This window comes from Bradyrhizobium cosmicum (assembly GCF_032290525.1).
Taxonomy (GTDB): Bacteria; Pseudomonadota; Alphaproteobacteria; order Rhizobiales; family Xanthobacteraceae; genus Bradyrhizobium; species Bradyrhizobium cosmicum_A.
The window spans coordinates 1-241 of record NZ_JASXTA010000537.1 but is presented as its reverse complement, the minus strand read 5'-3'; the positions used below and the strand labels follow the sequence as shown (position 1 = coordinate 241).

General features: G+C 64.3%; 1 protein-coding gene. It reads right to left on the bottom strand.

Features of this window, described 5'->3' with window-relative positions; genetic code table 11:
- The coding region (locus tag QSV46_RS40860) for an aldo/keto reductase (RefSeq protein WP_314964451.1) at positions 1-241 on the bottom strand (241 nt) is incomplete at both ends.

Below are 241 nucleotides of genomic sequence, written 5' to 3'. Positions count from 1 at the left end.
GGATGGCGGCAACCGGCTGAACCGCGTGCGCGCGACGAATGGTCTTCGCGCTCGGCTCTGAAAGGCCGAAGTGCAGGACCTTCCCGGCCTTGATCAGATCCTTGACGGCGCCGGCGACGTCTTCGATTGGCACGGTGAGATCGACTCGGTGTTGATAGTAGAGATCGATGCGATCGGTCCTGAGGCGCTTCAGCGATGCCTCGACGACGCGCCGGATGCGCTCCGGCCGGCTGTCCAATCC